Source organism: Paenibacillus sp. V4I7 (assembly GCF_030817275.1).
Lineage (GTDB): Bacteria > Bacillota > Bacilli > Paenibacillales > NBRC-103111 > Paenibacillus_E.
This window is the reverse complement of the sequence record NZ_JAUSZD010000002.1, coordinates 168,954-189,623: the sequence shown is the minus strand read 5'-3', so window position 1 is coordinate 189,623 and position 20,670 is coordinate 168,954. Positions and strand designations below refer to the sequence as shown.

20 protein-coding genes and 1 riboswitch are annotated in these 20,670 nt (G+C 44.6%); of the genes, 8 read left to right on the top strand and 12 right to left on the bottom strand.

From position 1 onward, the window contains the following. Positions 1–278: 278 nt before the first annotated feature. From QFZ80_RS02105 to QFZ80_RS02095, 3 genes are read right to left on the bottom strand one after another with little or no spacing between them, the layout of a single operon-like run. A complete protein-coding gene (locus tag QFZ80_RS02105; RefSeq protein WP_307557012.1) occupies positions 279–1,277 on the bottom strand; it encodes a 5-oxoprolinase subunit C family protein in 999 nt (332 codons plus the stop codon). Continuing rightward, complete coding sequence (gene pxpB / locus QFZ80_RS02100; RefSeq protein WP_307549309.1) at positions 1,243–2,031, bottom strand: 5-oxoprolinase subunit PxpB; 789 nt, start codon at positions 2,029–2,031, stop codon at positions 1,243–1,245. Before pxpB ends, QFZ80_RS02105 begins: the two co-directional genes overlap by 35 nt. After that, the gene (locus QFZ80_RS02095) at positions 2,028–2,828 is read right to left on the bottom strand and encodes an alpha/beta hydrolase (protein ID WP_307555744.1); all 801 of its coding nucleotides are present in this window, start codon (positions 2,826–2,828) and stop codon (positions 2,028–2,030) included. Before QFZ80_RS02095 ends, pxpB begins: the two co-directional genes overlap by 4 nt. Positions 2,829–2,931: 103 nt before the next feature. Between QFZ80_RS02095 and QFZ80_RS02090 the strand changes: the two genes are divergently transcribed. Further along, positions 2,932–3,252: a heavy metal-binding domain-containing protein gene (locus QFZ80_RS02090; RefSeq protein WP_029194039.1), complete on the top strand. Its 321-nt coding sequence runs from the start codon at positions 2,932–2,934 to the stop codon at positions 3,250–3,252. After that, a complete protein-coding gene (locus tag QFZ80_RS02085) occupies positions 3,249–3,494 on the top strand; it encodes an HD family phosphohydrolase (protein WP_307549312.1) in 246 nt (81 codons plus the stop codon). Before QFZ80_RS02090 ends, QFZ80_RS02085 begins: the two co-directional genes overlap by 4 nt. Positions 3,495–3,563: 69 nt before the next feature. On the opposite strand, the gene QFZ80_RS02080 is transcribed toward QFZ80_RS02085, so the two are convergent. Next, positions 3,564–5,141, bottom strand: coding sequence for a bifunctional metallophosphatase/5'-nucleotidase (locus tag QFZ80_RS02080; RefSeq protein ID WP_483874741.1), 1,578 nt, complete (start codon positions 5,139–5,141; stop codon positions 3,564–3,566). Between the two features lie 165 nt (positions 5,142–5,306). Here QFZ80_RS02080 and QFZ80_RS02075 point away from each other — a divergent pair, with 165 nt between their 5' ends. Both QFZ80_RS02075 and QFZ80_RS02070 read left to right on the top strand, forming a co-directional pair. After that, positions 5,307–6,275 (top strand): phosphate/phosphite/phosphonate ABC transporter substrate-binding protein, encoded by a 969-nt coding sequence (locus tag QFZ80_RS02075; protein WP_307557008.1) that lies wholly within the window; start codon positions 5,307–5,309, stop codon positions 6,273–6,275. A gap of 191 nt (positions 6,276–6,466) precedes the next feature. After that, a complete protein-coding gene (locus tag QFZ80_RS02070; protein WP_307549316.1) occupies positions 6,467–6,715 on the top strand; it encodes a hypothetical protein in 249 nt (82 codons plus the stop codon). Positions 6,716–6,814: 99 nt separating this feature from the next. Here QFZ80_RS02070 and phnE read toward each other — a convergent pair whose 3' ends face one another. The 3 genes from phnE to QFZ80_RS02050 form a co-directional block, all read right to left on the bottom strand. Next, complete coding sequence (gene phnE, locus QFZ80_RS38785) at positions 6,815–8,389, bottom strand: phosphonate ABC transporter, permease protein PhnE (protein WP_373459992.1); 1,575 nt, start codon at positions 8,387–8,389, stop codon at positions 6,815–6,817. Continuing rightward, positions 8,386–9,159 (bottom strand): phosphonate ABC transporter ATP-binding protein, encoded by a 774-nt coding sequence (phnC, locus tag QFZ80_RS02055; protein WP_307549318.1) that lies wholly within the window; start codon positions 9,157–9,159, stop codon positions 8,386–8,388. Before phnC ends, phnE begins: the two co-directional genes overlap by 4 nt. Before the next feature lie 173 nt (positions 9,160–9,332). Then, a complete protein-coding gene (locus tag QFZ80_RS02050) occupies positions 9,333–10,361 on the bottom strand; it encodes a HoxN/HupN/NixA family nickel/cobalt transporter (RefSeq protein WP_307549320.1) in 1,029 nt (342 codons plus the stop codon). A gap of 165 nt (positions 10,362–10,526) precedes the next feature. Here QFZ80_RS02050 and QFZ80_RS02045 point away from each other — a divergent pair, with 165 nt between their 5' ends. From QFZ80_RS02045 to QFZ80_RS02035, 3 genes are all read left to right on the top strand, one after another. Beyond that, positions 10,527–11,339, top strand: a complete 813-nt coding sequence (locus QFZ80_RS02045) for a sensor histidine kinase (protein WP_307549322.1) — start codon at positions 10,527–10,529, stop codon at positions 11,337–11,339. Further along, positions 11,339–12,010, top strand: a complete 672-nt coding sequence (locus tag QFZ80_RS02040; RefSeq protein WP_307549324.1) for a response regulator — start codon at positions 11,339–11,341, stop codon at positions 12,008–12,010. The genes QFZ80_RS02045 and QFZ80_RS02040 overlap by 1 nt, the downstream gene beginning before the upstream one ends. A 96-nt stretch (positions 12,011–12,106) precedes the next feature. Next, positions 12,107–12,733 (top strand): YcnI family copper-binding membrane protein, encoded by a 627-nt coding sequence (locus QFZ80_RS02035; RefSeq protein ID WP_307549326.1) that lies wholly within the window; start codon positions 12,107–12,109, stop codon positions 12,731–12,733. A gap of 60 nt (positions 12,734–12,793) precedes the next feature. Here the strand turns inward: QFZ80_RS02035 and QFZ80_RS02030 are convergent, their stop codons facing one another. Together QFZ80_RS02030 and QFZ80_RS02025 are read right to left on the bottom strand one after the other, a co-directional pair. Next, positions 12,794–13,282 (bottom strand): dihydrofolate reductase, encoded by a 489-nt coding sequence (locus tag QFZ80_RS02030; RefSeq protein ID WP_307557005.1) that lies wholly within the window; start codon positions 13,280–13,282, stop codon positions 12,794–12,796. Between the two features lie 30 nt (positions 13,283–13,312). Continuing rightward, the gene (locus tag QFZ80_RS02025) at positions 13,313–14,257 is read right to left on the bottom strand and encodes a thymidylate synthase (RefSeq protein WP_307557003.1); all 945 of its coding nucleotides are present in this window, start codon (positions 14,255–14,257) and stop codon (positions 13,313–13,315) included. A 187-nt stretch (positions 14,258–14,444) separates the two neighbouring features. Next, positions 14,445–14,488: riboswitch (PreQ1 riboswitch) on the top strand. A gap of 11 nt (positions 14,489–14,499) precedes the next feature. Here QFZ80_RS02025 and queF point away from each other — a divergent pair. Further along, a complete protein-coding gene (gene queF / locus QFZ80_RS02020) occupies positions 14,500–15,000 on the top strand; it encodes a preQ(1) synthase (protein ID WP_029198588.1) in 501 nt (166 codons plus the stop codon). Positions 15,001–15,073: 73 nt separating this feature from the next. On the opposite strand, the gene QFZ80_RS02015 is transcribed toward queF, so the two are convergent. The 3 genes from QFZ80_RS02015 to QFZ80_RS02005 all read right to left on the bottom strand — a co-directional run bounded on the left by QFZ80_RS02015 (position 15,074) and on the right by QFZ80_RS02005 (position 20,587). Next, positions 15,074–15,757 carry a DUF421 domain-containing protein gene (locus tag QFZ80_RS02015; protein WP_307557001.1) on the bottom strand — a complete coding sequence of 228 codons (684 nt, stop codon included), beginning with the start codon at positions 15,755–15,757 and terminating at the stop codon, positions 15,074–15,076. 41 nt (positions 15,758–15,798) lie between these two features. Further along, the gene (locus QFZ80_RS02010) at positions 15,799–17,043 is read right to left on the bottom strand and encodes an ATP-binding protein (RefSeq protein WP_307556999.1); all 1,245 of its coding nucleotides are present in this window, start codon (positions 17,041–17,043) and stop codon (positions 15,799–15,801) included. Between the two features lie 139 nt (positions 17,044–17,182). After that, positions 17,183–20,587, bottom strand: coding sequence for a cadherin-like beta sandwich domain-containing protein (locus tag QFZ80_RS02005; RefSeq protein WP_307556997.1), 3,405 nt, complete (start codon positions 20,585–20,587; stop codon positions 17,183–17,185). Positions 20,588–20,670: the final 83 nt, after the last annotated feature.

Here is a 20,670-nt window from a genome sequence, read left to right as displayed (position 1 = left end):
AGGTTTTCAGTTCTCAGTTCTCAGCTCTCAGCTCTCAGCTCTCAGCTCTTCAGCTCTTCAGCTCTTCAGCTCTCCAGCTTTCCAGCCCTCAGCCCTCAGCTCTGAGCTCTCCATCTCTTCAGCCCTCAGCTCTTCAGCTCTTCAGTCCTTCAGCTCTCCATCTCTTCAGCTCTCAGCCCTTCAGCCCTTCAGTCCTTCAGCTCTCCAACTCTCCAGCCCTCAGTCCTCAGCTCTCCAGCTCTCAGCTCTCAGCCCTTCAGCCCTTCAGCCCTCAATTCTCACCCACGATCCCGCACCCAAGCCCGAACCCCAGCCTCAAGCAGCCGCAAATCCATCGCCTGCAGCAAGATCTGCTCCTGGGCTTCACGGTGGCTGACCTCTCGGAAACGAAGCTTTCCGCCTGGTTTCACCTGAGCTACTAAAGGAAGATCGGCCGTGATGACATGCGCGATGCGCGGGTAGCCTCCGGTTGTTTGGCAGTCCGCCATCAGCAAGATGGGCTGTCCACTTGGGGGTACTTGAATCGTCCCTTGGACGACAGCTTCTGAGATCATCTCACTCGGTACGCCATCAGAGAGTTCAAGCCTCATCCCTTCCAAGCGATAACCCATACGATCTGATTGCGCGGTAACAATATAGCTTTGAGACATTAAGCTGCGTATGCTTGCGTCTGTGAAAAGAGCAGCTTCCTTCCCTTTTACGACTCTTACAACAGGATTTTCTTCATAGCCCGGACGAATAAAGGCACTCACTGACCCTATATGGTGAAGATAATCGCCTATCACCTCTTGTCTTACCGGCAAATCATCTCCAGCTTGTAATGCCCTCCCCTGATGGCCGCCTATTCCTGCACGTAAATAGGTGCTTCTGCTGCCCATCACAGGTTTCACCTCGAAACCACCATACACGGCTAAGTAGGCTCTGCACCCCTTAACTGCATAATGAACGTTTAACTGGTCTCCTTTACGGATCATAAATGGTCGCCACAATGGAACCCGAATACCATCCCTATCTGCTTCCATATCAGCTCCACATAGAGATAGCAGCATATCCTTTTGCGCAACCATGCTTGGTCCTAGCAGTGTGATCTCTAGAACAGCTGCGCCTCTATCATTCCCAACGAGTATATTGGCTGCTCGATGCGCAAAGAGGTCCATGGGGCCAGATGTAATGACGCCATACTTCCGTTGTCCGTACCGCCCCTCATCCTGCAAGGTTGATAATAATCCTGGCTTGATGACCTCAAAGCCCATTTCCCATGTTCCTCTCCTTTTCATATTGAAACTGCTCTGCCGTGATGGATACAAATCTTACTTGATCTCCTACCTTCAGTAGTGATGGATGATCAGACTCTGGACGAAATAAAGCCAACGGGGTACGACCAATCAAATTCCAGCCGCCCGGCGTTTCAAAGGGGTAGATGCCTGTTTGAGCGCCGCCAATGCCTACCGAGCCGACAGGTATCCTCGTCCGAGGTACCGGTTTCCTTGGTGTAGCTAGCTGGTCGTTCAATCCACCCAAATAAGGAAATCCAGGTGCAAAGCCAATCATATATACTGGAAAGATCTGTGAGGTGTGCAGGTGCACGATCTCTTCCTTGCTAACACGATGATAGGCCGCGACATCCGCAAGATCCGGTCCATAATCCTCACCGTAACAAACAGGGATATCAATAGTTCTCCCAAGCTCATTCATATGAACCTCATTTGTATGCTCAAAATTATCTAAGAGACTTTGTATATGTAATAAGACAATGTCATAGGGGAGTAACGTATTCGTCCAGCTGGCACGCCCATTTTTTCGGGTGGTTCCCTCTTCTGAATAGTGGCTGTAAACCTGGAAGCTGTCATAATATATCGTGATTGTTGTATATGCCGTTACCATTTCGATAAAACCTTCAAAACGATTATTCACTAGGTAAGCTGTTAATTGACGTACTCGATTCAGAATCGATAAATCAATATCTGAACCAAGCCTAATCACAATAGCCGAATCTCCAAGCATATGGCATTCGTAAAATAGTTTGGTCATGCAAAATGTTGCTTTTTGAGCCAATTTGCACATAGTTCAGGCCAAATGTAAGCTTCCTGATGATCAACAGCTATTCCAATACCATGACGTCCGCTCTCAAACACGTGCAGGTCAAAAGGTACTTTATGACGGCTAAGCGCTCCTGCAAAAAGCAAACTGTTCTCTACGGGTACGGCCGCATCATCAGCAGTATGCCACAGAAAAGTCGGTGGGGTATGCGCTGTTACTTGTTGCTCGTTGGATAGCAGCTTGACTAACTTCTCATCCGGTGTTTTTCCTAGTAAATTAAGCTTTGAACCTTCATGTCCATACTCACTGGAGAAGGTAATAACGGGGTAACACAGCACCATCACATCGGGACGACAGCTTTGTCTTTCGATCGGATCGACGGATTCCTGATCCCCTGCATCGTAATGTGTACCGGCTGTAGAAGCTAAATGTCCACCGGCCGAGAAGCCGAGAATACCAATGCGGTTCGAATCGATTTGCCATTCTTCAGCATGATGCCTTACTGTTCGAATTGCCCGCTGTGCATCTTGGAGTGGAACCGGGTGTTCGTAAGGAGCTACGCGGTAATTCAAAACAAGTGCTGTGATCCCAAGTCCGTTTAACCATTTCGCAAGGGGCTCTCCCTCATGAGCAGCACGCCTACCGTAGCCTCCTCCGGGACATACTATAACTGCAGAGCTCAAGCCTTCCTTAGACACAGGGTATAAAGTCAAACTCGGGCATCCTTGGTTATCGTCACCTATACTATCCTTGGATGCTCCGGGCCATAATTCAATCGTTTTTATCATACTCAATGTGAAACCCCCTATTTTCATTTTCGTACTAAGTTAATAATATCGAATCTTAATCAAGTAGCAAGGGTCTATTTTACAAATAAAGGAGATGTTCTTCATGATAGTAGCTACAACAGAAAACATCGCAGGCTATGAAGTCACGGAAGTGTTGGGCAGTACTTTTGGGGTCGTTGTGCGAGCCAGAGGGATCGGCGGCGATATTCTTGCCTCTTTAAAGGGACTTGTCGGTGGGGAAGTCACGCAGTATACCCAGATGGTAGAAGACGGACGAAAGCAAGCCATGGACCGATTAGTCAAAAATGCCGCAGCTATGGGCGCTGATGCCATCGTAATGATGCGTTTCGATAGCGGTGACATCGGACAAAATATGAGTGAAATCGTCGCTTATGGCACTGCCGTCCGGACACGAAGGCTATGAGTGGACTCGGTCCGATTTTACTTATTTATGGAACATGGATCGTCGGCTTTATCATTCTCCTTCTTCTGGGCTATCTCATTTATGACAAACGCTATAAAAACAACGGTTCAACGAACCCTAGCAAGCCTTCAAACGGCTTTGTCTCAACGTCAGAAGTATTCATTGATCCCAAGGATGGATTCACTTATCGGGTGTATTACAATCCTAGATCAGGGGACCGGGAATACATTCGCGAATCCTAACGCCATTCATCAAAAAAGCCGTACACAACTACACTCTCTCTTATGTGCGGCTTTATTTATAACCACAACCTAGTTCCAGATGACTTCCCAATTTTCGTTCACACTAGCTTCAATGGTACCGCGCTCCATGATGTAACCTGCCAATAGTTCAGCCACATCAGTAGGGATATCCTTGATCACCGGTTTATCTTGGAACATCGCATAATTGCCACCGCCTGCAGCCCGGTAATTATTCATAACCACATCATATAAGGCTTCGAGATCCAGCGGTTTCCCTTCATATTCCAGTTGTACGACACGCATGCCAATGGGGCGGGATATGTTCAATTTATAGGTAATCCCTTCCCACATATCATAGTTATAATGCGACGGCTTCGGGTCTCTAAACTTGCTGCTCACTTGAACTTCACCAGCTACTGTTAATTCAAAGTATTCTGCTGATTGCTCTAACGCATCCTTGATGTCTTGTCCGGAAATGCGTATCACTTTCAAAGTATTCGGGTAAATGTAGTTTGACACGATGTCCCTCATTGTTATGTCGGCTGGAAACCCAGGTGATACATTATCAAACAGTGCTGTATTTGAAATGGCTGCTCCCGAGAGCTCCATCTGAACACAATTGATGAACTCGATTAGCGCATTGTCCTTCAAGCGAATTTGCATGGGATCTTTGACGAGCATATCTCCGGACAGCTTACCAATTGGTTGGTCAAGCCACTCCTGTGTCTTCGCTTCATATGCGCTGACAAGCTCTATCAATTTCTTGTCCGCTTCCATATTAGCCACAGAAAGCAGCTCCGATTTCTTGGCATCGATGAGCCATTTGCCATCTACCATCGAGAGCTCTAATTCTACTTTACCAAGTGTTACACCGGCAGTTCCTGGTTGAACAATGACGACACCATTGATTTCTACTCCCGCAATGCTTCGGTGTTGATGCCCTGTAAGCAGAACATCTATCCCTTCTACTTCCATGCATAGTTGATAGCCCTGGTTCTCTCCCGTTAGAGGCTCCGTAGGCTCACCTGTCGTTAGATGTCTTTCAAAACCGCCATGGTAGGAGACTACAACGGCATCCACTTGTTCATGCTCTTTAAGTACCTTTACCCATTTTTTAGCCGACTCTAAAGCATCTTCGAACCGCAGACCCTTGATATGATCGGGATTTTCCCAATTCGGAATATAGGGAGTTGTCAATCCTAGAATTCCTATGCGAACGCCGTCCGATAACTCTTTAATCAAATATGGTTTTCCTAGGAACGGTTCTCCGCTTTCCGTATCCACAATGTTGGCACATAACCAAGGAAACTTTGATTCCTTAACCGCTTTACGCAGAACACGAAGTCCATAGTTAAATTCATGATTGCCAATAACGGCCGCATCATAACCCACATAGTTCAGACCAAGGACCATCGGGTCCATTGTCTCGTTATCTAATCTAGCATGATGATAAGCAAGCGGCGTTCCTTGAATCAGGTCCCCATTATCGATCACAATAACATGGGCTTCTTTCTTTCGTTCTGCAGCTATAAGTGCAGCCACCTTGGATAAACCCACATCGTTCGGTTGATTGTTTGCATAGTGAATAGGCAGCATATTTCCATGCAGGTCACTCGTTTCTAGTATAGTTACTCTACTTTTCTGCAGTTTACTAAGTTGAGTCAATTTCCCCACTCCAAAAATATTATTTTGTAACACTGTACATAACGACTGTCAGATTAACAAAAACTTCACACTATCTTCCATATATCTTATGATAATGTTATAGTACAACATATGTAAATTATATATTAAACGGAGGTCAAAAAAGAGATGAAAAAAAAATTAACTATCATTAGCTTGTCCATGATCGTTGCTGCAGGTGTTCTTGCAGGTTGTGCAAAAAAAGAGGAAACAGCTCCTGCTGCCTCCGCAACTGCTAAAGCTTCTGCTACTCCGGCTGCAGCTGCAGGCTTCGTACCTAAAGAGCTTAAAGTACAGTTCGTTCCTTCCCAAAATGCAGAGACGCTTGAAGCAAAAGCAAAGCCTCTTGAAAAACTATTAGGAGACAAACTAGGCATCCCTGTTAAGGTTTCCGTATCAACAGATTATAACGTTGTTATCGAAGCAATGGCATCCAAACAAGTTGATGTTGGCTTCTTGCCTCCAAGTAACTATGTTGTTGCCCATGACAATCGTAAAGCTGCAGACCTTCTTGTACAAGCAACACGTCTAGGTGTTGACGATACAACAGGCCAACCTACCAAAGATCTTGTTGATTTCTATAAATCAGAGATTCTCGTTAAAGCAGATTCCCCAATCAAGACTGTTGCTGATCTGAAAGGCAAGAAAATGGGCTGGCAAGGTGTTACATCCGCAGCTGGTTACGTTTACCCAGGATTCGTACTGAAAAAAGCTGGCGTAGATCCAGTTAAAGATGTAATTGGCGTTCAATTCCAAGGCCATGATAAAGCGGTTATCGCTCTTCTTAACGGGCAAGTTGACGCTGTAGGCGTATTCCAAGACATTCGTACGAATATGATTAAAGATTACCCAGATGTATTCAAACAAACTCGCGTTCTTAGCTTCTCTGATAAAATTCCTAATGATACCATCGCTGTTCGTTCGGATATGGATGCTGCATGGAAAAAGAAAATCGCGGACGCGTTTATCGCGATCGGTAACGACCCAGAAGGTCAAAAAGTCATTTTCGATGTTTACTCACACAAAGGCTATGTAGCTTCTGAAGATTCCAAATTCGACATCGTTCGCAGCGTTAATAAAGAAATGGGCTTGAAATAAGCTTAGTTCCCTGTGAATTGAAAATACCTCTACATGATCTTTTCGAATCATGTAGAGGTATTTTTTTGCATTCTACTCCGAACCTCCCTTGCATACTATGAATGTGGCACTTCCACGTAAATGTTTTTTTACTTTTGCATGACAAACGTTTACCTGGACCTGTCATATATCATAGTGAGGTGAAAAATTGGATGTTCGAAATGCTTATTAGTTACAAAAAAGAAGTCTCTATCCGATGCGGTAAAGACGAGATAAGGGGTGTCATTACGAATTACTATCCTACTTTTCGACTTTTGAAATTGAATAACGTCTTGATTCCTATAGAGCTGATCGAACAAATTGAGGTGTTAGAACCCGTCTTGGATTCATTAACCCAATCAAAGACCCACCGTGAAAATAGGTCACTTCGCTTGGTAGCCCAAGGAAGGCATTACAGCTAATGCTTAGATAAAAACGCATAAGCCTCCAACCCCACTATGATAGCTGGAGTTGGAGGCTTATTTTCAACTATATTTCACTTGTAAATACTTTCCCCTGCCTCATACAATGCGTTTGCGGAGTGTCCCTGAGATGTAGTCAATGACAGAGACGGTGACAATAATCCCAATGAGGATGATACCTACTCGCGGCCACTGCCTCGCGTTGAGCGCGAAGATGAGTGGCGTACCGATACCGCCTGCACCAATAACACCTAGCAATGTCGCTGAACGGACATTAATCTCAAAACGATATAAGGTATACGAAATGAAATCGGGAATGACCTGCGGCACCACGGCAAATGCCATCCGCTGCCAGATGTTTGCACCCACAGCCGTCATGGCTTCCGTAGGTCCCATATCCATATTCTCAATGGCTTCTGCATAAAGTTTGCCGAGCATCCCTACAGAATGAAGTCCTAAAGCCATAACCCCAGCAAAGGCATTAGGACCTACTGCTTTAATAAAGATCAAAGCCATAATAATCTCCGGTATTGTTCGTACGACACTCAAGAACAATTTTCCTGTGCTTGAAACGGCACGAAATCGACTCATATTAGCTGCTGCCCAGAAGGCAAACGGGAGACAGACAATAGCTGATACAAAGTTTCCTAAGTAGGAAATGGATAGGGTTTCAAGCAAGGATCGAAGTAAATCTTCTCCTTCTGGAATATAAACATATGCCCAGTCAGGATGCAGTAAACCGGATAACATGGATTTCGTGAGAATCCAAGTCGTTGGTTGGAAGCCCGTCAACTCAAGGCCAGTTAATGCCCATATGAACAAGGCAGCAACGGCAACCCCGCCGATTATCTTATACGTAGTTGAACGCGAAGCTGACATCGGTTTCGCGCTGCCTTTTAGCAAATAGGAACGGAATCGTGTACTGACCAAATCAATAAGAACAACAACTAATAAGGTATAGATAACAATGGCACAGGACTGATCGTAACGGAACAGATCTAGCGTATTTTTGAGCAGCAAACCAATTCCACCGGCTCCAACCAATCCGAGAATGGCTGAGGCCCGAATACTAACCTCGAATGTGTACAATAAATGAGCCAAGTACGTAGGCGCAACCTGAGGAATGACGCCGAATCGAATGAGTTTGAGTTTGTTAGCGCCAACAGCTGTCATCGCTTCAAGTGGTCCGGGGTCAATAGCTTCCGTTGATTCATAAGAAAGCTTAGATATAATACCAAAGGTGAAGAAAATTAGTGCAAGTGTACCAGCCGTTGGGCCAAAGCCTACCAATACAGCAAATAGTGCTGCGTAGAGCAGATCTGGAATTGTACGGAACAAATTCATGATAAGTCTAGCTGGATAGAACAACCATGGCGCCGTTGTAACATTACGAGCTGCTAATAGTGCCATCGGGAAAGCGAACATGGCTCCAATTGCTGTACCAATAATGGACATCTGCAGCGTTTGTGCCATTGGCTTCCATATATCAGCGAAAAACAGCCAATCCGGCGGAAACATCTCGGCTATGAATTTAAGAATCTCCGGAGTACCTGTAACGAGCTTCGTCAGCGTCGCATCTGTCTGATAAATACTCCCAATCAGGAAAAGCACCATGATCAGAGCAATGAGATAGATTTTCGTACGAGGAGGTTTCTTGACTGTCGCTGCACTCATTCCTCCAGCACCCCCAAGAGCTCGTCTTTCTTAATCGCACGGCCATAAATCTCGGAGAATACATCATCCGTTGCTTCCGAAACGGGTCCGTCGTATACGACCTTACCTGCACGAAGCCCGATAATTCGAGTGGCATATTCACGTGCAAGGTCAATAAAGTGAAGGTTAACGACAGTCGTTATGCCGAGCTCTGTATTGATCCGCTTCAAGTCGTCCATAACTTGTCTCGTCGTTAGTGGATCAAGGGAGGCTACTGGTTCATCTGCTAAAATGATTTTCGCTTCTTGTGCCAGCGCTCTCGCGATGGAAACACGCTGTTGTTGACCGCCGGACAATTCATCGGCGCGTGAATAAGCTTTTTCCCGAATATTGACTCTCTCCAGCGCTTTCATGGAAAGCTCGATATCGTGTTTGGGGAACAAACCAAGAACTGTGCGCAGGGTGGAATGGTAGCCTACTCGTCCGGATAATACATTTCGAATCACGGTTGAACGCTTGACCAGGTTAAAGGTTTGGAAGATCATTCCGATATCTCTGCGCATGCGGCGTAATTCGGCACCGTTCGCCTTTGTTATGGATTTGCCATGAATTAATATTTCTCCATCAGTCGTCTCATGCAAACGGTTAATCGCACGCAGTAAGGTGGATTTACCCGCTCCTGATAGACCTACAATAACAACGAATTCTCCGGGATGAATAGTTAAGTTAATATCATTCAAACCAACAGTTCCGTTAGGATATACTTTGGAAATATGCTTAAACTCAATCATATAAGTCCTACTTTCTTTTACAGATTATCTGAAGTTCAGACAGACTACTTTCAACGTATTTCGGCAAAATCCTTTTTTCTTTGATAACCTTTAGAAAATATTCATATTCCATTGTTATCCATAACAAAAAAGTGGCCTCATAAGCTGCATGAGACCACTTTTATCACGATGATTTAGACTTTTGCACGCCAGCGTTCTTCAATCTTCATCCCTTTCCAAACCGCAATGGAAATCGCCCACGCCACCACGAACAGACCAACTAAGATATAACCCAATGTCCCGAAATCAATCTCCTGCAGCCACGTCCAGAAGGTCCCTTCCAATTTGAATTCTTCGGAGAGAACTTGACCTAGCTCGATCACGCCAATAATTAAAGCAGCAATGACGGCCAGTGCGGTCACTGTTAAATTGTAATAAAGCTTACGTACCGGTGTATGAAATGCCCATTTGTAGGCTTTGGTCATGAACATCCCGTCCGCTGTATCGAAGAGGCTCATCCCTGCCGCGAACAGCAGTGGAAGTGAAATGACGCCAATGAAAGGGATAGCCTCCTTCGCCGCATGGGCAGAGATCGCTAGCAGCGCAATTTCGCTCGCTGTATCAAAACCTAAACCAAAGAGAAACCCTAACGGGTATACATGCCAGCTTTTGCCTATGAAAGAAAAAAGAGGTTTGATCATTCGAGCAATGAATCCGCGGGACTCGAGAAGCTCCTCAAACTCTTTATCGTCATTTGTGCCGCCACGAAATTTCAAGAACATTTTATATAGATTGATAAGAATGAGCAAATTTAAAATACCAATAATGACAAGAAACAGACCGGAAACCGAAGCGCCGATAACTCCCCCAAAACGCTGCATCCAAGGAAGCTCACGCGCTGCCCATTGTACAGAGAATGCAGTCACAATGGCCATGATGAAGACGACAGAGGAGTGTCCCAATGAAAAGTAGAAACCAACACCTAATGGATTCTTCTTCTGCTGAAGGAGCTTGCGCACGGTATTGTCGATCGCCGCAATATGGTCAACATCGAAAGCATGCCGCATTCCTAATGTATAGGCGAGAAGTCCAATCCCCCAAAAGGCAGGCGTCATTTTCGCTACACTATATAATCCGATAAGCCCAAGTATATGTAGGAGGACGATCACACCAACGTATCCAGCCCAGCTTCTTCTCTGCTGTAGTATTGATTTCCACATCATTGACACCATGCCTTTCTTTTCGTGTTACGATTTAATAATAATGTAGCACACGTGTGCATGACTTGAGAAGTACCTACCTCATTTTTTTGTGAAGAAATCTAACACATATCTGATATAATAGATACCGTTCCAAAGATGGACTACGGAAGGAATGGATCGGCCCTTATGTCTCTTCGTATTTTCAAGCTTTTTACGATTATAGTGCCTGTTCTCATCATCGGCGGCTTTGAGTATATACGTCATGAATTTTTACTTAATTATTTAACCATGGAAGCTGGTAATTTCACGATTACCATCATTACTTTGCTGCTTTCCTATCTCTTTGCTTCGTGGATGTTTCAAAGTATTGAGCGCAGCAATGAGAAAGTGACAATCGGTGAAGCCCGCAGAGCTGTGTATGAAGAACGTGAGCGTTTGGCCAGGGAACTGCATGATGACTTGGCTCAAACTCTTTTCTTCCTTAATGTGAAGTTGAAACAAGGAGATTTAGAAGAAGCCAAAGCGGCGGTGTCCGAAATCGATAACTCGCTGCGACAAGCCATTTTTAATCTGAGAACACCACCGGAGGAAGGGGCTAACTTCCAGCAGCGCATCCATAAATTTCTGGAGAATTGGCAATTGGTGACGGGTATTGAGCTTCATGAGAAGTTAACCGTGGAAGAGAACAGCTTCTCTTCTGGAGAAGAAGTTCAGCTTTTCGGCATTATACAAGAAGCGTTCACCAATATACGTAAGCATTCGATGGCAACGCAAACTTCAATCGTTCTGGAAGCCCAACCTGAGGCATGGCGACTACAGATTACTGATAACGGAAATGGGTTCCATCACGGAATTTCAAAGGGGAAGACCTATGGCATTGAGTTAATGCAGAAGCGTGCGGCCGAACTTGGTGCATCTTTCGAGCTTAAGATGAAGGATCCTGACGAGATGGCAGCGGGAACTACACTTTTGGTACAAGCAGATAGGAGGAGGAACTAATGCCGAGCAATCAGCCGTTCCGCGTACTCATCGTTGACGATCATCCACTGGCAAGGAAAGCGATTCGCAGCATGCTGGAGCCTGTATCCGACTTCTATATCGTGGGAGAAGCGAACAGCGGTGAAGAAGCTATTCTTCTTTGCGGCGAGGTCGCGCCTGATGTCGTTTTGATGGATATACATATGTCCCCTATGGATGGACTTGAAGCAACGCGGCGCATTAAGCAAGCATATGGGGCTATACGCATCGTCATGCTCACCGTGTCCGATGATGTAGCTGACCTCTTTACAGCGCTGCAATTCGGAGCTCAAGGCTATTTGTTAAAAAACATGGACCCTGACGAATGGCTCACTTACCTTCGAGCGCTGCTCGACGATAATTCAGAAGCCGCCAGAGGGATGGCGGATAAGCTTTTCCAAAGGTTCCGCGCACCCATTGGTACGCATACAGAAGGCCCGACACCAAGCATGCTGACCTCTCGGGAACAGGAAATTACCGCCTATGTTGCCTTAGGGGATAACAACCGGCAGATTGCAGAGAAGCTGCTGATATCCGAACATACGGTTAAAAACCACATGAAAAACATATTGGTAAAGCTTGGACTCGAGAATCGTGTCCAGCTCACCGCATTCGCCATTAAGCACGGACTGACACGAAAAGGACAAAACTAACCCTCAAAAATAGCCCAGTCGAGTCATACTCTTATGCTTGTCGATCAGGTAATATGGACAACATGATAAGAGTTAACTTGAAGGGGGAATACGTTTATGTTTAAAAAACTGATGTTACATGCAGGTATTATGTTGATTGGCTCCATGCTTCTCGCGGGTATCGCCAGCGCCCACGTTACTGTATATCCGAAAGAATCCACACAAGGCAGCTACGAGAAATTTACGGTACGTGTGCCTTCAGAGAAAGACATTCCTACTGTGAAAGTAGAAGTGAAATTCCCTATGGATGCTGTAGCGGTTTCTCGCTTCGAGCCCAAAGCAGGTTGGACCTACGAGCTAACCAAAGATTCCGCTGGTAAAATTACAGGTGTCACCTGGAAAGCTACCGGAGAAGGACTTGCTAGTACGGAATTCGGAGAATTCAATATGCAAGGCAAGGTAGCGGATGCTGCTACTGAGATCGTGTGGAAAGCCTATCAAACTTATAAGGATGGCAGCGTGGTTGAATGGGTCGGCGCTAATGGATCTGACAAGCCTGCTTCTGTAACGACAGTCAAAGCCAAAACAGCTGCTGGTGCTACGACAGATAGCCACGGACAGGTAATAGCTGGCAGTGCTGCAGCCAGTGGCACGTCATCCAACACTCCTCTCTACCTCTCCATTGCTGCAGTCGTACTTGGAGCTTTGTCCCTGATCGTTTCGCTAACAAAAAAGCGTAAATAATAAAAAGGCCTTGAGCGCTCTGTGATAATAACAGATAACTCAGGGCCTTTATTTATTTCATTAAGCTTGTTTTCGTTGGTAGATCCTGAAGTAATACTCGTAAGGATTTTTCTCGTTCCGTTCGCCTTGTTCACTGGATACCAACGTCCATTCGGACAAGTCTAGTTCGGTCATAAACGTATCTGCTTCAAACTCATGCTCGATGTGCGTAATGTACATGCGGTCCACGACGGAAGTAAACAGTCGGAAGATTTCCGCCCCGCCGATGACGAACAGTTCCTGATCATGGAAGCCGTCCACCGCTTCTTGCACAGAGTGAATGACTTCACAGCCTTCCGCTTGGAACTGTAGATTTTGAGTGAGAATGATGTTGCGTCTGCCCGGTAATGGCTTTCCAATAGAGTCGTACGTCTTCCGCCCCATAAGAATAGGGTGACCCATCGTCACGGTTTTGAAAAACTTCAGATCCCCTGGTAAATGCCAAGGCAGTGTATTATTCACACCGATGGCTCGGTTGCGATCCATTGCAAAAATAAATGAAATACTCATGCAGGAGCCCCTCCCTTCGTCACATGTTGTTTATACAGCCACAGGTGCTTTAATCGTTGGATGCGGATTGTAATCCAGCATTTCAATATCACTAACGTCGAAATCAAATATAGAAGCGACATCCTTGTTCAGCTTGAGCGTAGGCAATTCTCGCGGCTCGCGGCTGAGCAGGGTTTGAATTTGGTCCATATGGTTCGAATAAATATGGGCATCTCCGATCGTATGTACGAACTCACCTACGCCTAACCCGCATTCATGTGCAATAAGATGCGTCAGCAGTGCATAGCCAGCGATATTGAAAGGTACGCCGAGGAACGTATCTGCGCTGCGTTGATATAATTGGCAGGACAGCTTGCCCTCCGCCACATAAAACTGAAACAAGGTGTGACAAGGCGGAAGCGCCATACTGGGTACATCCTCCGGATTCCATGCAGATACGATGAGACGGCGAGAATCAGGGTTCGTTTTGATCATATGAATAACTTCTTTTAGCTGATCAATCGTGCCTCCCTGCGTTGTCGTCCAATCCCTCCATTGTTTGCCGTAGACATCCCCTAGCTCACCGTATTGCTTGGCAAATTCGTCATTCTCGAGCACCTTTTTCACAAACTCATCCATTTGCTCATCGTATTGAAGCTTGAAGGTCTCGTCTTGCTGTGAGCGTAACCCGAAATTACGCATATCCGGTCCCGAATAATCTGCGCTCTCCACCCATTTCTTAAATGCCCATTCATTCCATATGTGGTTATTATGTTGTAACAGATAACGAATATTCGTGTCGCCTTTAATAAACCACAACATTTCACTAGCGATTAAGCGAAAAGGCACCCTTTTCGTCGTTACCAAAGGAAATCCTGCTGCAAGATCGAAGCGCATCTGTCTGCCAAATACTGAAATTGTCCCTGTTCCCGTTCTATCTTCCTTTTTCGTACCATTAGTAAGAATATCTTGTAATAGTTCCTGATAGGCTTTCAAGCTTACAAACCTCCATCTCTATGTTACACATGTATTTATCTATTTTACCCGCATAGAACCCTTTTGGCTACCTGTCTGCAATCGTGAATATACGGAAACTTTCGTATTAAAAAGTGGCCTCTCCACGAAATTCCATTAGCGACGAGGATGCATTTTGCTTGCGTATATGGTACATTTCTAATGAAAAAAACAAGAGGTTCGCGAACTCCCTCTCTAAAAAACTATGAAATGAGGAACCACCCATGTCAGCAGGTAGAAGCAATGAAGATTTGAAAGAGATTACCTTACTAGGCAATCAAGGAACCAAATATGTGTTTAACTATGATCCAACTTTATTAGAAGCATTCGATAACAAGCACCCGAACAGGGATTACTTTGTAAAGTTTAATTTCCCTGAATTCACTAGCTTGTGTCCAGTAACTGGACAACCTGATTTTGCTACACTCTACATCTCATATATTCCGAATATTAAAATGGTGGAGAGCAAATCACTTAAGCTGTACCTGTTCAGCTTCCGGAATCACGGTGATTTCCACGAGGACTGCGTCAATATTATTATGAATGATTTGATCGAGCTGATGGCGCCTCGTTATATCGAGGTTTGGGGCAAATTTACCCCGCGCGGCGGTATTTCTATCGATCCTTACTGCAACTGGGGTCAACCCGGCACGAAGTTCGAAGCGATGGCTGAGCATCGATTGATGAACCATGATCTTTATCCGGAAAAAATCGATAATCGCTAATTGGCAGATTATAAGTATTAAGCTTAATCAGTCCCTTGGGTATTAGGGAGTGGTTAGGCTTTTTTTGCTGAATCTATTTAAGTTGGTAGAAAAGTCCGTTTGAATCGGACCATTCTGCAAAAAGAACTCGTTCATGATGGCTGATTCCACTCAGCTGCAAAAGCTGCTTCAGCCATTCCGGGTCACGGCCGAGACGCTCCAGCGCTGCTTCATTGATACTCCCATTCTCAATAATACTCTCTGGCAGGCAGACCCTTTTCTTAGGAGAATCTTCTTCTCCATTGTTTTGGCTTGCCGCATCATTTTGGCGGAGCACACTAATACTGCCATTCGTCTCGAACAACGCATAAGCAACATCCCTCATAGAGAACACATTATTTTCCCGCAGCAGCATACTTAGTTGAGCAAAGTCCAGATTGTTACGCTTCATCGCCTTGAAGTTAATAACCCCATCACGGATAAGTAAATCTGGTGTTCCAGATGCATATCGTGAAATCCAAGGGACAGCCCATATAAACTTCTCGAGGCCAAGCGCAAGCAGTGTCCAGATCACAAGTGCGAATACAAGGTGGCTAAAATGAACATTGACATCATAAATCGTATTTCCAACTAACTCACTGAGCATTAAGGAGGAGACAAAATCAAATGCCGTAAGCTGAGATATCTCTTTCTTTCCCAGAAGTCGTGTCATGATCAGCAAGCCAACCAAAGCAACAACCAACTTTACGGCAATGCTTACATACATAGTAATTTCCATCATCATCACTCCCAGATCTGTCACTTAAAAAGGTATGACCCTTACAAAGGCAAAGTAATTGTGACAGTCGTACCGACGCCTTCCTCACTTTCGTAGATCATTTCCCCATTCATCGTTTCTATAATCCGAATGCTAACCGCAGTCCCTAATCCCGTTCCAACATCTTTCGTTGAATAGAACAAATTACCGATACGAGAGAGCTGATCTTTCGTCATTCCCTTGCCATTATCAATAACTTTGATTTCGGCTCGGCCAACCAATCTTTTTAAGCTTACCTGCACCTCTCCTTTGGCGGGCGTCGCTTCAATGGCATTTTTAATCACATTCACCAAGGCTTGCTGCAATTGTCCACGATCCGAAAAGATATAAATATGATCCTCAAGACTGTCCATAATCTCAACACCATTCTTCATCGCCATTGGCGTTAGAAGCACAATAATGTTGTTTAATACATCAGAAAATGAAAAAGATTCTAATTTGGTTAGTTTCGGCTTGGAAAAATTTAAATAATCATTAATAATCGATTCTGCCCTTGCTAATTCCTCCATTGCAATATTCAGGTATTGTTGATTCTTCCCTTGCTCGTTCGGACGCATAAGCTGCAGAAACCCTTGAACAACCGTTAAAGGATTACGAACCTCATGTGCAATGGATGCAGCTAACTCGCCTAGTGTTTTCATTTTTTCCGCTTTTTGAATTTGAACTTTCATTTTAAATCGTTCTTCATGTATTTCTTGCAGCAAGGATGATAACCAGGTTCCTAAAACTAGGAGTAGGCCAAAAGAGATTATAGCAGGAATAATAGCAAGATCAAACGTTTCAAAGCCTTTATAAAGAGACACATAGCTCATTAAAATGAGCAGCATAACCAGCAACGGACTTAGTGAAACCAATATTGCTGCCTTTATTCGTGAGCTTCCAGTTAATCCTTTGATTTTGTAAGAAGCTATAAAGGGGATGATAAAACTGAGTGTCATGCTAATATAGCCAAATAAAAGCGCATCTCCACCAAGATACGTACGCATCAGCAATATCATAATATAATTAATAACACCTGCTAAGGGCCCCCAATAAATACTTGAAATGACAAGGGGAACATAGCGTAAGTCCCAAAACAAATCAAGTTCATAGTAAGAAAATAATAAGCAAAGTGAGGAGGCTGTTCCATAAAGTAAGCCCATCACAATCGGTGACGGATCGTTGCGCCATCGCTCTCCAAAGACGTTTTGTAATAAGACAGGAGCAAGGACGATAAGGATGTTCAAAAATAACTTTTCTATTAACATAGCTTACTCTGCTCTCCCCTCAATCCATTCCTTTCAATGTTTCTGCAAGGGTAAGCGTTATCCTTTTTTAACAGGAAAATAAATGTTAAAAAAGAAGAGTCGGGAGGGAATCCTCACCGACTCTTATCAGTTAATAGCTTTATTTGTCCTTGTCTTCGTCTTTATCCTTGTCGATGCCTCTCAACACAATAAGATTGTATGCTTTAGTCGAGATATCCTCAGCCGTCACTTGAATTTCAATCGTGTTCTCACCCTTTTTCAAGTGAATAACATCAGATGCTGCTCCACTTGCAACTAATGCTCCGTTTACTGTTACCTTTGCCCGACTATCTGCGACTGTTGGCGTGACGGTGATTTTACTAGTTCCATTTGACACCGATGTCGTGTATGCTGTTACATTCGCTCCGAATACCGGACTTAATGTTCCCTCACTAATCGTCAAGCTGCTTAAATTCGCATTGTTTGATAACAACCGAGTTACTGTCAGTTGATATGTCTTTGTTGAATGATCTTCGGCCGTAACAACAATATCGATCCTATTTTCGCCCACATTTAGCTGAATGTCACTGGAAGCCTCTCCGCTAACGACTAATGCTCCGTTCACCGTTATCTTCGCTTGACTGTCTGCCGCCGTTGGATGGATATTGATTTGATCTATCTCATTAGACACATTTGACGTATATTCGATTACAGCTGCATCAAATGCAGGACTTAATATACCTGCACTGAGTGTTAAATTGCTTAAGGTATTGTCGTTCGAAGGCCATATTTCCGTAGCCGTCACACCAGCTGCTTTTTCATAATTGGTCCCGATATTGTTTAAAAAGTTCTTACTGACCGTAATATTTGAGCCTGCTTGCAGCTGAATACCATTCGTATTTCCTGTTAGCGTATTTCCTGTAATTTGTACATTTTGAGGATCTCCCTGTCCCACACTATTGGCATTTTGGTCACCATTGTCGTGTTCGAGCAGAATTCCCCAGTAATTATTGGCTGTATTATTGCGAATTAGATTATTGATGATCCGAGTACCTGGTCCGTTTAAAATGTTGATCCCAACGCCGTTATTGACCGTTGTCGTGTTTTCAATTGTGTTGTGCTCGATCAATGTGTCTGGCGTCCCCATCGTAACGACAATGCCTTCACGTGAATTTCGAATGACATTGTCATGAATGTAGTTATTCGGCCCCGTTTTGCTGTGGTTGCTTGGCGCTGTACCGCCTGTGTTTCCAAGCCCTATGCCCCCGCCGGTGAAAATGTTTTCGATCGTATTCCCGTGAACTTCATTCAGGTACTCGAGCTCACCATGAAGATCAATAGCATCCAATTTGGTATTGGTATAATGATTATTTCTCAGAACGTTATTGTGCGCTACATTTTGGATGAGGGAACCATGACGCAAATACGGCCCTTCAAACGTAGAATCTTCCACCACATTCCAATACGTATCATTATCGAAACCGAGCCTATCGACCTTCGGCATTCCTTGAATGGATGTTCCATAGCCTGCTCCGCCGCCACCGAGATCGGTTGCATTACGGAATGTACTGCTGCGAACTACAATATCATGGCTGTTCTCAATCCGAATCGCCATTCGTCTAAACCGTTCAACAGTAACCTGATCAATGGTCACGTTATAGGATGGATTCTCGCCATAATTCGCAATGGCAATCATACTGTCGGGTCCCCCGGCCTCTGGATTATTCGTAGCATGCTCTAAGGAAAATGTACGATTCCAAGTTGAGGTTACTGTCAGGTTCGAAACGACAATATCGTGTTGATTGGATGATTTCAAAACTGAACTATTCTTGACGTCGTCAATACTTGATTTCAAAAGGGTGCCTGTTTGGCTTTCTCCCCTTACATTCACTCCGGATTTGAGTTTTATGTTAATAAACCCGTCAGGCGATGTTTTCAAATTATACACACCATTCGGTAAAAAGACTTCGTCGCCGAAAGCGGCAGCATTGATGGCATTCTGAATAGCTATCCGATCATCTTGTTCATTATCCGCTGGGTCGGCGCCATAATCTACCACATTGATGGTATTCCCTGTTACTGCGTTAGGTGTATGCATGGCATGCTCGGAACCATCTGGTTTCGTCAAGCCAGCCTTCGTGAAAGGAACTGTGCCTGGAGGAGCTGTAGGCGTAATATTCGGAACAATCGCAACCGGTGTATCTCCTGATACGTAAGGTGCATAAATCATCACTTCCGTTAAGCTGGTAAAAGTACTGCCATCCGAATTACCATGTCCTACAACTCTTAAGAAGCGAGCATTAGTGTCCGGGAAATCAAATGCCTGCATGTTAACCGTACTCGCGCGGCTGCTGCCACTAAATACATTCGTCCATGTTGTAGCGTCATTTGAAGTTTGAATATCGATTAGGGTAGAACGTTGATCTCCTTTATAAAAAGCTATCCCCACGTACCCAATACTCTTCGTTTGTCCTAAGTCAAACATCACATATTGACCATCGCCAGAAGCTGACCAACGGCTGTATAAATTGTTATCCAGTGTATTGCTCTCAACATTCCCATCGCTGCTGCTAGCATTAACTTCCACAACCTGCAGGGGAGTAACAGGAGAAGTTAACGTTGTCGCGCTGTAGGTCAATGGCGTTGAGGAATAGTTCCCAGCCGCGTCTCCTGCGATGATCTTAAAAGTATAGCTCGTATTTGGCGTTAATCCTTCGACGTTATAATACGTACTGCCATAAACGGTAGAAATTACGGAGTCATTTTGATAGACCAAATAGTTGGTTACCAAGGTATCATCTGTAGCTGCTGGCCAGGTTAATTGGACAAAGTCCGTTCCCAAATTACTAGACTTTAAGACAGCGTTTGACGGCCAAGTAGGCGGTGTATTATCGCCTTGAACCACTCGCTTCACCACCAGCTGCGGCTTAGGATTGGATGCCGTCGTTTCTTTGGAATACACATTAACCGATCTGCCTAAGCCTTGTGAATCACCAACAACGAAGGATACTGCACCATCCGATAAGTGCTGTCTTACATAGTCAGTCACGTCTACCGTATATAGTGCCGGCTTGGATATCGTATTAGGCTGAGTTACTATAATTTGCCCGAGTTGAGCTAATTGAGACAGATCCGTTTGGGGCGCTGTATTCCAAGTAATTGCTGCTTCCTGCCATGTAATATCGTTCTGAGCGAACACTTGTAAAGGTGTGTCCACGTCATTTGCGCCACTCCCCCGTTTTGCAGAAACCTGCAAATAATACTTGTATGCACTGTCCGAAACTGCAGCCACGTTAAATTTATAGTAGGCCTGTCTTTTGACTGTATGGCTGGACAAAATGTTGTATATACCAGTTGTTGAACTCGTTTTGGTATCAAAGTTCGTATTTGCGATTGCTGCATTCGTAGTGTCCATCGCGATAGCCGCGTCCGCTGTAGGCAGCAGGGCAGCCACATCCACCTCAACATCAATCGCCTTTCCTTGCGAAGGGATGAGGAGTAATGAGAAAACCATTGAAATCATTAACATCATGGCTAGCTTTCTTTGAATGAGATGAATTTTCATGTCAACAAGCTCCTTATTCTGTTTAATAGTTTGATAGTTTGAAACCTATATGTAAGCGTATACAAATTCCTTGTGACCATCAT